The sequence below is a fragment of the Leptospira noguchii serovar Panama str. CZ214 genome (genome assembly GCF_000306255.2).
GTDB lineage: Bacteria > Spirochaetota > Leptospiria > Leptospirales > Leptospiraceae > Leptospira > Leptospira noguchii.
The window spans coordinates 90,001-101,555 of sequence record NZ_AKWY02000021.1; the positions used below are offsets into that span (position 1 = coordinate 90,001).

An 11,555-nucleotide genomic window follows, 5' to 3' on the forward strand; every position below is an offset into this window, starting at 1 on the left:
GTGATCACCTGACCATCCTGCAAAGACCAGGAAGTCCCATCTTTATAATACGAACCTACGTCGTGCACGTCCATGCCTAGATAGTGACTGGTTCTATGCATATAATATTTTTTGAATGTATTTTGCTCTAAAATGGAATCCATAGAACCTTCTAAAAGGTCTAAATCTTTCAAACCTTCTACAAGAGTTTTAACAGCTTGATTATGAATCGAAACAAATTCCACTCCCTCCTTCGTATTGGAAATGGCTTCTTTCTGCGCTTTTAAAACTACTTCATAGACTGCCTTTTGTTCGGAAGAAAATTTTTTTCCCGCAGGAAAGTTACGAGTCACATCCGCAGTATAATATCCTTTTTCAGCTCCGCTGTCTACTAGTACAAGCTCCCCCTTTTTCAACTGACAGTTGTTAGACGTATAATGAAGAATAGTGGCGTTTTTTCCACTCGCGACGATATGTCCATAACCACCCCCCCAAGCCCCATGTTTTAAATATTCGGATTCCAAAATTGCTTCAAGTTCGTATTCATACATTCCAGGTTTAGATTCTCTCATCAATCTTTCATGACCTAAAGCAGTGATTCTTACAGATTCTCGGAGGGCCTCAATTTCCACAGTAGATTTAAACATCCTCATCCAGTGTAGAAAATCCGGAGTTTCAATTCTTTTAGGACCGAATTTACCTTCTCTGGATCTTTGATTGAGAGAATAAATCCATTCTATGAGTTTAGAATCACGAACTAAATTCTTTCCAAAAAAATGAAACAAAGTATGTTGATTAACTAAAATTTCGTCCAGCTTCGATTCCCATTCGTTTATATCAAAGGATTCGTCCAAATCTAACAGTTCCTTTGCATTTTCTTTCCCGATTCTAATTCCGGTCCAGATTTCTTTTTCTTTGTCTTTTGGAAGTACAAAAATCGATTTATAAGAATTTTTTAATATTAGAATTCCGTCCGATTCTTCAATACCAGTTAAATAATAATAATCGGAATCCTGACGGAATTTATATTCTACGTCCCGATTTCGGATTAAATGAGAAGCCGCAAAGACGATCAAAACCTCTCCGTCTTTTAATTTTTTCTGAACTTTTTTGATTCGTTCCGCGTAAATGTATGGAGTCATTTTACATTTCCTTTTTCTAGTTGGACCGCCACTTTAAACATTTTGTCTGTATCTTGTTCTTTCATACAACGAAAATGTCCTTCGGGGCAAATTCTACCTCCGTGAATTCCACAGGGTCTACAAGAAAGCCCATGAATTTCAGAAATAAAAGAAAGATCAGCAAGAGGCGTATAACCAAAATCAGGAACCGTAGCACCAAAAACTGCTAAAGTAGGAATATTAAATGCAGAAGCAAAATGAATCGGAGAAGAATCATTACTGATCATTAAAGCCGTTTTAGAAACTAAAAATGAAAGTTCGGGTAAATTTGTTTTTCCAGCAAAGTTAATTCCGTAACCGGAACCTACTTCTTCACAAAGATCTAAGTCCGCTTTCGATCCGATCAGAACCACTTTTTTCCCGGTTTCCTTGAAAATACGTTCTCCTAAAACTCTAAACTTAGAAGCAGGCATCCGTTTGGTTTCCCAGACAGAACTAGGCGCAAGTAAGACGTAATTTCCAGGTTCAAGTCCGTTCTCTTTCATCAAACCACAAATTCTGAAAATGGACTCATCTTTCCAATAAAGTTCAGGGCGTTTTGGAATATTAGAATATTCTTCTTTACTGTATAATAAGGAAAACAGCTTTTCTACTTCGTGTATTCCTAAAATAGGTCTTGGAATTTTTTTAGTCAGTAAAAAAGAAAAACCCGCGGATTTATATCCGATTCTTTCTTTGGCGCCGCTAGCAAATCCAATCAAAGTGGAACGAAAAGAAAAATGAGGCAAAATACAAAGTGTATAATTTTCTTTTCTAAGGCTAAACAAAAAGGAAATAAATTTCCAAATAGATTTTTTAAATTCTTTTTTATCCAAAGGAATTAGTCGATCTATATAAGGATTTGCCTCAAGTACACTTTCGGTTCCTTTATTAACCACAACCGTAAGATGTGAGTTTGGATATTTTCTTTTAACTTCCCTAAAGAAAGAAGTCGTTAAGATCAAATCCCCTAAAAAAGCGGTTTGAATCAAAAGTATTTTTTCGATCACGTTCAATTCCGTTTTAAACTTTAGAAAGAATCGTAGCAAAATTATTCACACCCAATCCTCCAATAGAAAGAGCCAAACCATTTTGGAAACGTTCTTCTTTAAACATCCAGTTTTGTAATTCAGCGATTTGTGCCAGTCCAGAAACTCCCACCGGATGACCTCTGGTTTTTAAACCTCCAGAAGCATTGATAGGAAGTTGTCCTTCTGGATGAGTTTTTCCCTCTTTCACATAACGTAATGCTGAGCCTCTCGGAAAAAGTTCCGCATCCTCTGCGCCTATTAATTCAAAAGGTGTAAAAGCGTCGTGTAACTCCGCAATTTGAATTTGCTCCGGTTTTAAATTTGCCTCTTTGTATGCACCTTGAAACGCGGTTACGCTAGAACTAAAGCTTAAATCTCCCGGCGGGTTGGAAAGATTTCCGATCCCATGCCCAATTCCAAGTATTTCTAACAATCGAGAAGATTTTGTTTTCTCGGAACTGAGTAAAACCGCACAACTTCCATCGGAAAGAGGAGAAATATCATAAAGACAAAGTGGACTTGTAAACATAGGAGAATTAAAATATTCTACTTCTGTAATATTTTTTTTGATATGGGCCTTTTCGTTTTTGAGTCCGTTATCGTGTAACTTTTTAGAAAGTGTATAAAGGTCCTTACGATCATATCCGTATTGCTGCAGATAACGCGTAGCAATCATTCCACCTCCTTGAGCCATGGACATCGCAAAACCTTTTTGACGTTCAGATAGAACACTTCCTAAAAGAAGATTGTTTTCTTCTCTTTCAAGACGACTCATCACTTCGGTAGCAATTACAATTCCTCTTTGAAACGCTCCAGAACGAAGTAAATAAACAGCGGTATGAAGAGCACTCGCACCGGAAGAAGAAGCAGTCTCCGTACGAATCGTAAATAAATTTTTCAAACCTAAACTTTCTTTGATCCTAGCAGAAACAAACACCTCTCCCGTATAACGTTCCGGAGCCATCGCCGCAAAAATAAGAAACTGAGGTTCAAACTCAGGATTTCTTTCTAAAAGTTGAATTGCAGTTTGATAAGAAAGAGAATGATAATCAAGTTCAGTCTTTCCGAAATGACTGAGTTCTGAATCAATGATAAAAGCTGATGAATACATCGGGTCTATATTTTTAAAAATTGTGAGATTGAAAATCAAAAAAAATTAAATAACACAAGTAAGATGACTTTTCATTCATGTTTATAAACTATCCTTGCAAAATTAAGAATGATTTTTATACTGAATGATCACAAGGAGAAACAAAATGAAAGGTAACAAAGAAGTACTCGAAATTTTAGGCGAAGTGCTTTCTGCAGAACTGACTGCAATCAATCAGTATTTCATACACGCTAAGATGAACAAGAACTGGGGTTTTAAAAAACTTGCAGACTTTATGAAACGTGAATCGATAGACGAAATGAAACACGCTGACGAAGTGATTGATCGTATTCTTTATTTAGATGGAGTACCCGATCTTCAAAGATACATGAAGATTAACGTAGGGAATAATATAGAAGAAATTTTGAAAGTAGATTTAGATTTAGAATACGCCGCGGTGGAAAGATTCAATCGTGGAATTGCTATCGCGGTTAAAAACAACGATAACGGCACAAGAGAGTTATTCGAAAAAATATTGATCTCTGAAGAAGAACACATCGATTGGATAGAATCCCAACAAGAAATCATTCGTCAAGTCGGCGTTGAAAACTATCTTGCACAACAAATAGAGTGACAAATTTTAAAAAACCAATTCCTAAAAAATCCCTCCGGTTAAAATCACAAAGATCTGATAGAAAAAATTTTCCGAACGATCCAAAGCAAAAACAAAATCCTTTAAAATCGGAATGGGATTTTTCAAAACCGGATTCTTTCGAATATCACGCTTCTTGTCCAGATGGTCTTTCTGGGCTGTTGCGAGAAGAAGTATTAGAAGCCGGTTTGAAGATTCTTTCCGAAAACAGAGGTGGAATTTTTTTTCAAGGTCCCACAAGGTCCTTAAAGGAATTTATTCTTTCTACTGGAATCGCGTCCGGAATTAGCATTTCGTTAAAATATTGGAGAGTAGAAAACCCGGAAGATCTTTACGATCAAGCACTTCAATTTCCTTTTGAGAAAATTCTAAGTTCAGAACATTCTTTAAGAATCGATTCGACTACTAAGGATTCGTTAAAGGACTCACGTTATGCGACATACAAATTGAAAGACGCAATTTTTGATCGTTTTCGTTCTAAGGGAAAAGAACCTCCAAAAATTTCTAGGGAAGAACCAGATTTTTTATTCTATCTACGCTCCCATTCTGACCACGCAAAACTTTCTTTAGGTTTAAACACAAGACCTCTGCAACAGAGAGGACACGGTAGAATCGGAGGAGAAGCGCCCATTCGAGAAATTCTTGCTTCCGCTTTGATTCGTTATTCTGGTTGGAACGCCAAATCACCGTTATACGACCCATTCTGCGGTTCTGGGACCGTAGTCGTTGAGGCAGCGCTCAAACTTCTATACGGAGGTCATACCAATTATAGAAGTTTGGCTTCTTCCCTTCCTTTTCAAAAACTTTTCGGACAACCAAATTTTAATGAGAATTTAAATTTTTCTTCGGAAGTAAAAATATTTGCTTCCGATTTAGATCCAAAAGCCCTTGGATTAGCTAAGTTAAACGCAAAAAATGCGGGAGTGGATCATTTGATTCATTTTTTCGAATCGGATGCGAAAATTTATGAAAACGATAAAAAAATTTACGAAGGTTTTATAGTGACCAATCCTCCTTACGGAGTTCGTTTAGGAACTAAGGAAGAAGCCAAAGAAACTTACTTGGATTGGGGCAAAAAATTAAAAGATCATTTTTCGGGAAATGTTCTTGCGATCGTTTGCGGAGATACTTCTCTTTTAGGTTTTCTAAAATTAAAAAAAAATAAAGAACAATCTTTGACGATTGGAAAGTTAAAAGGAAAATTAGTTGCCTACACCTTAGGTAGATAATCCAATCGATTCAAAATGAATCATCAAGAAATTCTACTGAAACTTTTAGAAGTCACTGAGAATACTCAAGATTCGTTTCAATTTTTAAAACGATTCCGTTCAATCGAACCAGAAAAGTTTGCGGTGATCTATGCAGATTCCGCTACTCTGATGGAATCGGCAGAAGCTCTTCTTTATAACCTTAAACTACTTCACAAGTTGGATTTATTCCCAGTTGTAGTTTTAGATAAGGATGGAATTTCTTATACCAATCTATTCTATAGAAATCAAAATAAAGATGATACACCCTCAATTTTACCAGGAAAATTATTCCGACATCCCCAGAATTTAACGGATGCGGTTCACTCCGCTCTGAATGAAGAAAAACTTCCTGTTTTTATCGCTGAGGAAAAAGGTCAGGTTCTTTTAGATTTTTTGACTAAACTTTGTTCGATTCTTCATACTAAAAAATTGGTTCATCTTTATTCTAGAGGTGGGATTTATTTAAAAGGAAATAAAATTTCCATTTTCGACGTTAATTCCTCCATAAAACCAGATCCAGAAGACAAATCTATTTTATCTGTTTGTTTAGAACTTTATAAAAATGTAAAGGATAAGGATTTTGAAATCGCGGTAACTTCTGCGTCTTCGCTTCTTAAAGAATTATTTACAATCAAAGGAAGTGGAACTCTTTTAAGAAGAAAGAATCGTATCGATTTTTTTGAAAATCCTCTTACCGTCTCAAGTGAAAAGTTAAATCTTTTGATCGAAAAGGCATTTCAAAAATCTCTTAAAAAAAATTTTTGGAATCAGGAATTCTCTGGAATTCTTTTAGAATCTGAATTCAAAGGATGTGCCTTAGTAAAAAATACTTCTTTTGGTACTTTTCTTTCTAAGTTTGCGGTAGATGAAATTGCAAGAGGAGAAGGAGTTGGAAGAGATATTTGGGACGAACTGATTTATAGATTTCCAATTTTATTTTGGAGAGCAAGAAAAGAAAATACGATTTCAAAATGGTATATGAAGGTATGCGACGGTATGCAAAAAGAAGGAATTTGGATTTACTTCTGGATCGGAGTTCAAGAAATTCACGTTCCTAATATTTGTTCTTTTCTTAAAAACCTCCCGGAAGATATGTCGAACGATCCATAGAAATCGAGACAAACAAAAGCCGCAAAGAAATGTCGGCGTTGTTTCTCAGAGTTAGCTGCAATAATAAAGCGCTTGAATTCTGTAAGTGATCAAATTTACGTATAAATATTTGAATCTAAAAATAAATCTGTCGGGAATTATAAAACTGATTCATAAAATTACTCAAAACTATTATAGAAAATCTAAATTCTATCTCTAAAATTAACATTCCTCTCAAAATTTATGATACTCCACTCATATATAGAGACATCAATAAAATAAAGCAGTTGAATTTTTTAAATAAGATTCAAAAAAATGAATCTTACTATGCAAACATTAGTTTTTTTATACGACGGAGAATGTTCTTTTTGCACAGACTTAGCCACAAAGTTACAAAGTCTAAATCTAAATTCTAAAATTAGATTTAGATCTTTTCGAGATTTTACAGAAAAAGAACTCAAAGAAATCCATCCTACCCTAAACACACACATAGCAGAAGGAAACGTCCAAATGATCGCAAACGGAAGAAGATACCCAGGATTTTTTGCGGTTCGAAAACTAAGTCATTCTCTAAAAGGATACCGCTGGTTTTCCCCTTTTCTTTATCTTCCTTTGGTTCCGATTTTCGGAATGATAGGAATGATCTTTTTAAAGTTTTTGAAAAGCCGTTAGACCTTCGTAAAACATAAGTCTAGCATCCAAAGCTAGACGGTTTCCTTCCATTACTTTATTACGTTTTTCTTCCGTATCCGCTACGGCTTCGATCAAACGAAATAGTTTTTCCGAATGGGATTCGTCCGCATTAAGATTTACCTGAAAGAATTTTCCTTCTGGCAAAACAATCCTTTCCCTCAGATCCAGGTAAGATTTAAACATTCTAGAATATTCTAATTTAAGCAAATACTCATTTGCAGGTCCGAGAGCGCCCAATGCGGAATAAAAATCTGAAGTAGTAATCTTCTGCATCAGATCAAGATAAAAAATCGTTTCTGGAAGTATATGTTTTTCATGAACAACTTCTCCCATGTCCGAAAGAAATTTTTTCAAAATAAAAACGTGAGAATCCTCAACGTTTCCTTCTCCCAATTCTTCCCAGATATTGGAGACGAGCACAATCTTAGCTTCCACAGAATCACAAATTGCAGCTGTATTTAAAAACCAATTTACGAAGTCTACACTGACAAAATATTCCTGACGAAGCCAAAGAAGTAGATCTTCTTTTTCCATTCTACTTTCTTTTTTTTCCAACCAACGATTGGTAGTTAACACCGGATGATTTCGGACTAATTCTTCCAAAATGTTTCGAAAAGAAGCGGAAGTTACGGTCTGCATAAATCTATAATTTTACTTTAGATTTCGAATTTTATTTTTAGAATATAAAAATCGATCGGTCTCGAAATCCAAACGAGCCAATTCTAAAATCTCTTGAAACAATTTTTTTTCGTCCCCTAGACTCTGACGATAACAAATCGGAAACGTGGAATAAAACGGAGACAATCCAGGAGTAAGATTCATTTCTAAAAAAAAAGGATTCCCTAAAGAATCCAATTTCCAATCAAGTCTGGCAGGTCCAGAAGTTCCAAGTGATTCACAAAACAACAAACTCTGTTGTTGAATTATAACTTCCAAGTCTTTGGGACAATCAAATACGAGAGTCTCAGGCATCATACTTTTAGATTTCGTTTTTTCTCCGTAGACATCTTCCACTTTTAAATCTTCTCGTAGTATCAATCTCCCAGCAGAACTCACTCTATAACCAAAAGTTGCGGAACCCATTACAGAAATAGTATATTCATTTCCAGTTAAGTATTTTTCCAAAAGATAGGGAAAAAAAAAATCCGGAGCTTCAGACAATAAGTTATTCAGTTCCTCAAAACTATAAATGATATTTTTTTCTCCGATTCCAAGACTAGAACCTTCTCCCGCTGGTTTTACAAAAATGGGAAAAGAAAAAATTTCCGAATTCTCTTTCGACCCTTTTTTAACTTCAGAATTATCTCTCAATCGTTGTAATTCTTCAAATAGAACATTCTTAGAACGAATCAAAAACCCGGATGTAATGGGAACACCTATCGATTGCGCAAAAATTCGAGTTAAATTTTTATCTAAAGAAACATTTTGAGAATACGAATCCGAACCAGTATGAGGAAAACCGAACAACTCCGCTACGGCAGGAATTAAAGATTCTCTATTTCTAGAACAAAACCCTTCCATCAAATGAAAAATTACAGGACGTTCGGAAAAATTCAAGTCGCAATAACGTTTTAATTTTTCTAGAAGTTCATCCGGAGTTACTACCAACTCTACGTTTTCTCCTACTTCGTTTAACAATTCTAAGATTGCATCCACGGACTTTTTAGATTCCCATTCCTGTTTATAAACTTTCGGAAAATTTCCCTCAAACTCGTGCAGATCTGCGTAAACTAGAACAGTAGGATTCATTTATATTCTTTGGTTCCGAAAGAATTCGAAAAAATTCTTTTCCAGGTTTTTGAAGAAATTTCTGGATAATATGCTTCCATTTTAGAATTAATTGGTTCCGGGCTGAAATGATAGGTTCCGCGTAACGCAGATTTGAAAACGTGCGTCCTCTCCGGTTTGTAAAAACCCAAATACCAATTCGGAGTTAAAGTAATCTTTCCCCCTCCTCCTGGAAGATCGTTCACGAACTGTGGAATTCCCATTCCCCCAATTTTACCCCTCATAAATTCTATAATTTCAATTCCTTTAGCAAGTGGAGTTCTAAAACCTCTAGAACCAGGAATCAACTCTGGATCGTACATGTAATAAGCTCGAACTCGTAATTCCAACAGTTTTTTATGAAGTTCTAACATAGTTTGTCCGGAATCGTTAATTCCTTTTAGAAGAACACATTGATTACCTACGTTCACACCCGCTTTCAGAAGTTTTAAGATCGCTTCTTTTGCTTCGGAAGTACATTCTTTCGAATGATTAAACTGAGTATTACAAAAAATGGAAAGCCTGTCGGTATTATGGGATTCTATTATATTACAAAGATCGAATGTTATTCTAAACGGAAGTGTGACGGGATTGCGCGTCCCTAATCTACAAATTTTAACGTGTTCTATTTTTTCTAATCGCTCCAAAATCCAGTCGATTTTAGAATCACTTAGATTCAAAGGATCTCCTCCAGATAACACGACGTCGGTGACTTCCGGATGAGACTCAATATATTCAAAACAAATTTCCAAATCCTCAGTTAACATTCTTTCTTTGGAATCAGAAACCTTACGACCTCTCATACAATGTCTGCAATAAACCGAACACTCATGATTGGTAAAAAGAAGAACTCGATCCGGATACATATGTGTTAAACCTTTCACGGGAGACAATCGTTCTTCGTGTAAAGGATCTGGGGATTCTTCCGGAGAAAAAATACATTCGTCTTCTCTAGGAAGAATCATCCTGCGGATCGGACAATTTGGATCTTCCGGATCCGTAAGAGAAATGTAATATGGGGTCGCGGAAACATTTAATCGAATTGTACTTTCAATCCCGATTTTTTCGCTTTCCGTTAAATCGAAGTAGCGTTCCAATTCAAAACCTTTTACTCTATTTTGAAGTTGCGCCTTGTAATCGGTCCAATCAAAAGACGAAAACAACTGAGAACGATTTACAAAACTTTCTCCTTTAGATTTTTGTAGAAAAGAATGGGAAATATTCATCCTGGTTGTTCCTATTTTCTTCGAGTCCGAGGAAAATCAAGCAAAGGTTGTCAAAAGGATTCGTTTTCTAAAACTGTCCTTAGATGGCTGTTTTTTCAGGAGAATCTCTCCAAGCTCTTGCATTCGATGTAGATGGTACTCTCTTTTCGTCCGAAGGGATCATTCTTGAAGTCTATCGAGATTCGATTCTAAATTTTTCCAAAACCTCCGGAATCCAAATCGAACTTCCCTCTCGAGATCGAATCATGTCAGAAATAGGCAAACCGGTTAAGACCATATTCTTGAACCTTCTTCCTCAACTGAATGAAGAACAAAGAGACAGTATCTCCGATAGTGTGCTTCGTTTTCTTTGCGATAGAATTAAAAAAGGAGAAGGAGAATTTTATCCCAATGTTCCGGAAACGATAGAAACTCTGGCTCAAAAAGGTTATCGGATTTTAGCAGCCTCAAACGGAAGAAGGCCTTATATCGAAACCATACTTGAAGTTTCTGGAATTCTTTCTAAATTCGAGCCGATCTTGGTTTTAGATAACGAACGAATCTGCACCAAAGCAGAAATTTTAGAAGAGTATATAAAACTCTACCATCTTAAACCAAACCAAATTCTAATGATTGGAGACAGACTTTCCGATCATGAAGCCGCCAGACAAAATGGTTGTCCTTTTGCGTTTTGTACCTATGGACATGCTCCCGAAGGAGAAATTCCGGACTTCGATTTAAAACTTAAAAACCTTTCAGATTTGAACGAAGTACTCTGATTTTTACCTGCATAGAATCCGTTTTTTTTCCGAAAATGAAAGTGTGCCGGATTCCGAAAAAAGAAAAAATATCATCTTCATTCTCACCGGAATTATTTTTACGTTAGTGCTCTTGGATAAAAGCACGGGCTCCGGATTTTCTATTTCCGGTGAAGGATTTAATTTTAATAATATAGGAAAATTGAACCCAAAATCTTACTCGTCTTCAAAAGAAAATTTCAATCACAAAGAAATGATGGACCAGGCAGAAGAAGAAATTCTAGAAGAACTTCTTCGAAATGGAGATATACAAACCTCTGCAGATTTATCCAACTCCATCGAAGAAGATTTAAACGAAGACGTTCCAGTTTTAGAACCTCCCGCAATTTCTATCGATTCCACAAACGAACCCGATTTTCCGATTCCTTCCGAAAAAGGAGAATTATCTCTTTTTTTTCTGAAGTTTTATGGTAAAGGTAGTAAAAGTCATTCCAGACTTGTAAAGGTGCTTAGACTTTCCAAAGGCGGAGATCGGGTGAAATTGATCTTAAATTCTTTGATCGCCGGACCTGTTTCTCAAGAAAAAGAAAAAGGGATCCTGAATTCTATTCCACAAAGTTTACGTTACGACGATAATTATAGAATTGAGAAAGGAATTCTTAAACTTTCCCTAAGCAACGATCTGGAAAAAGAAGCCGGTCCCGAAATTCTAAAAGATAGAATTGACCAACTTACTTATAGTCTTATGGAAAATCTTCCCATCCAGGGAGTTCAACTTAAAATTAATGGTAGATTTGTACGTTCTTTAGGCGGAGAAGGATTGCCATTACCCTCTCTTCTGACAAAAAACCCTAGAAAGATAGTCGTTTTTTAATCGTCAA

At 35.9% G+C, this 11,555-nt stretch carries 12 protein-coding genes (1 of these 12 running past the window's edge); 6 read left to right on the plus strand and 6 right to left on the minus strand.

Annotated elements, in window-relative coordinates; genetic code table 11:
• The 3 genes in view from LEP1GSC059_RS10785 to LEP1GSC059_RS10795 are tightly spaced (at most 13 nt apart) and all read right to left on the minus strand, a layout consistent with a single transcriptional unit that may run on beyond the window.
• On the minus strand, positions 1-1,121 hold the 5' portion of the coding sequence (locus LEP1GSC059_RS10785; RefSeq protein ID WP_017215700.1) for an aminopeptidase P family protein. It extends 169 nt beyond the left edge of the window; only the first 1,121 of its 1,290 coding nucleotides appear in the window; it begins with the start codon at positions 1,119-1,121; its stop codon lies off the left edge, out of view.
• Complete coding sequence (locus LEP1GSC059_RS10790; RefSeq protein WP_020980748.1) at positions 1,118-2,149, minus strand: glycosyltransferase family 9 protein; 1,032 nt, start codon at positions 2,147-2,149, stop codon at positions 1,118-1,120. Before LEP1GSC059_RS10790 ends, LEP1GSC059_RS10785 begins: the two co-directional genes overlap by 4 nt.
• Positions 2,150-2,162: 13 nt before the next feature.
• Complete coding sequence (locus tag LEP1GSC059_RS10795; RefSeq protein ID WP_036057443.1) at positions 2,163-3,281, minus strand: thiolase family protein; 1,119 nt, start codon at positions 3,279-3,281, stop codon at positions 2,163-2,165.
• Between the two features lie 145 nt (positions 3,282-3,426).
• Between LEP1GSC059_RS10795 and bfr the strand changes: the two genes are divergently transcribed.
• The 4 genes from bfr to LEP1GSC059_RS10815 all read left to right on the plus strand — a co-directional run bounded on the left by bfr (position 3,427) and on the right by LEP1GSC059_RS10815 (position 6,923).
• Complete coding sequence (gene bfr / locus LEP1GSC059_RS10800; protein ID WP_002177916.1) at positions 3,427-3,894, plus strand: bacterioferritin; 468 nt, start codon at positions 3,427-3,429, stop codon at positions 3,892-3,894.
• Positions 3,891-5,141 carry a THUMP domain-containing class I SAM-dependent RNA methyltransferase gene (locus LEP1GSC059_RS10805; protein ID WP_020980803.1) on the plus strand — a complete coding sequence of 417 codons (1,251 nt, stop codon included), beginning with the start codon at positions 3,891-3,893 and terminating at the stop codon, positions 5,139-5,141. Before bfr ends, LEP1GSC059_RS10805 begins: the two co-directional genes overlap by 4 nt.
• A 15-nt stretch (positions 5,142-5,156) precedes the next feature.
• Positions 5,157-6,272, plus strand: coding sequence for an acetylglutamate kinase (locus LEP1GSC059_RS10810; protein ID WP_017215702.1), 1,116 nt, complete (start codon positions 5,157-5,159; stop codon positions 6,270-6,272).
• Between the two features lie 306 nt (positions 6,273-6,578).
• Entirely contained in the window at positions 6,579-6,923 is a 345-nt protein-coding gene (locus LEP1GSC059_RS10815) for a DCC1-like thiol-disulfide oxidoreductase family protein (RefSeq protein WP_017215703.1), read from the plus strand.
• Here the strand turns inward: LEP1GSC059_RS10815 and LEP1GSC059_RS10820 are convergent.
• Genes LEP1GSC059_RS10820 through LEP1GSC059_RS10830 form a run of 3 tightly spaced genes read right to left on the minus strand, consistent with a single transcriptional unit; the run spans position 6,900 to position 9,937 of the window.
• A complete protein-coding gene (locus tag LEP1GSC059_RS10820; RefSeq protein ID WP_017215704.1) occupies positions 6,900-7,583 on the minus strand; it encodes an iron-containing redox enzyme family protein in 684 nt (227 codons plus the stop codon). The two genes, LEP1GSC059_RS10815 and LEP1GSC059_RS10820, sit on opposite strands and share 24 nt — an antisense overlap.
• Positions 7,584-7,595: 12 nt before the next feature.
• Positions 7,596-8,693, minus strand: coding sequence for a D-alanine--D-alanine ligase family protein (locus LEP1GSC059_RS10825; protein ID WP_002177856.1), 1,098 nt, complete (start codon positions 8,691-8,693; stop codon positions 7,596-7,598).
• Entirely contained in the window at positions 8,690-9,937 is a 1,248-nt protein-coding gene (locus tag LEP1GSC059_RS10830; RefSeq protein ID WP_017215705.1) for a KamA family radical SAM protein, read from the minus strand. Before LEP1GSC059_RS10830 ends, LEP1GSC059_RS10825 begins: the two co-directional genes overlap by 4 nt.
• Positions 9,938-10,020: 83 nt before the next feature.
• On the opposite strand from LEP1GSC059_RS10830, the gene LEP1GSC059_RS10835 reads away from it, so the two are divergent.
• Together LEP1GSC059_RS10835 and LEP1GSC059_RS10840 are read left to right on the plus strand one after the other, a co-directional pair.
• Positions 10,021-10,695 carry an HAD family hydrolase gene (locus LEP1GSC059_RS10835; RefSeq protein ID WP_017215706.1) on the plus strand — a complete coding sequence of 225 codons (675 nt, stop codon included), beginning with the start codon at positions 10,021-10,023 and terminating at the stop codon, positions 10,693-10,695.
• Between the two features lie 43 nt (positions 10,696-10,738).
• The gene (locus LEP1GSC059_RS10840) at positions 10,739-11,548 is read left to right on the plus strand and encodes a GerMN domain-containing protein (RefSeq protein ID WP_004432359.1); all 810 of its coding nucleotides are present in this window, start codon (positions 10,739-10,741) and stop codon (positions 11,546-11,548) included.
• Positions 11,549-11,555: the final 7 nt, after the last annotated feature.